Consider the following 432-nt stretch of genomic DNA (forward strand, 5'->3'; position numbering starts at 1 on the left):
TGGTAACGGCGTTTACCGCGTTTCGTATGCTGGGCGGCGATTATCGTTGGAAAACTGAGTTTAAAACCAACGGCTCAATCAAAGGCGATACACTGAAAGGCAATGTGTATTGGGTGGGGAGCGGCGATCCTGTGTTTGACCAGCATGATTTGGTGCAAATGCAGCAACAGATGCGCGATAAGGGCATACGCCATATTGATGGGCATCTGATACTCGACCGCAGCCTGTGGGGCGATGTGAAGAATCCGGATGATTTTGCTTCCGATTCTGCCGAAAGCTTTATGACGCCGCCCGACCCCAATATGTTGGCGTATAAAACCGTTGAACTGCGTGCTGAAAAAGAAGAAGACGGAAGCTTGGTCATCCGTACCAATCCGCCGCTGCCGAATCTGAACATTCAAAACAAATTGACGCTTGAAGATAAGGAAGGGA

Annotated in this window: 1 protein-coding gene; it reads left to right on the forward strand. The window is 49.5% G+C overall.

From position 1 onward, the window contains the following. Window positions 1–432: D-alanyl-D-alanine carboxypeptidase (locus tag ACTHUR_RS21595; protein WP_440400868.1), on the forward strand; the 432-nt coding region annotated here is incomplete at both ends.

This window comes from Neisseria sp. P0021.S007 (assembly GCF_051956855.1).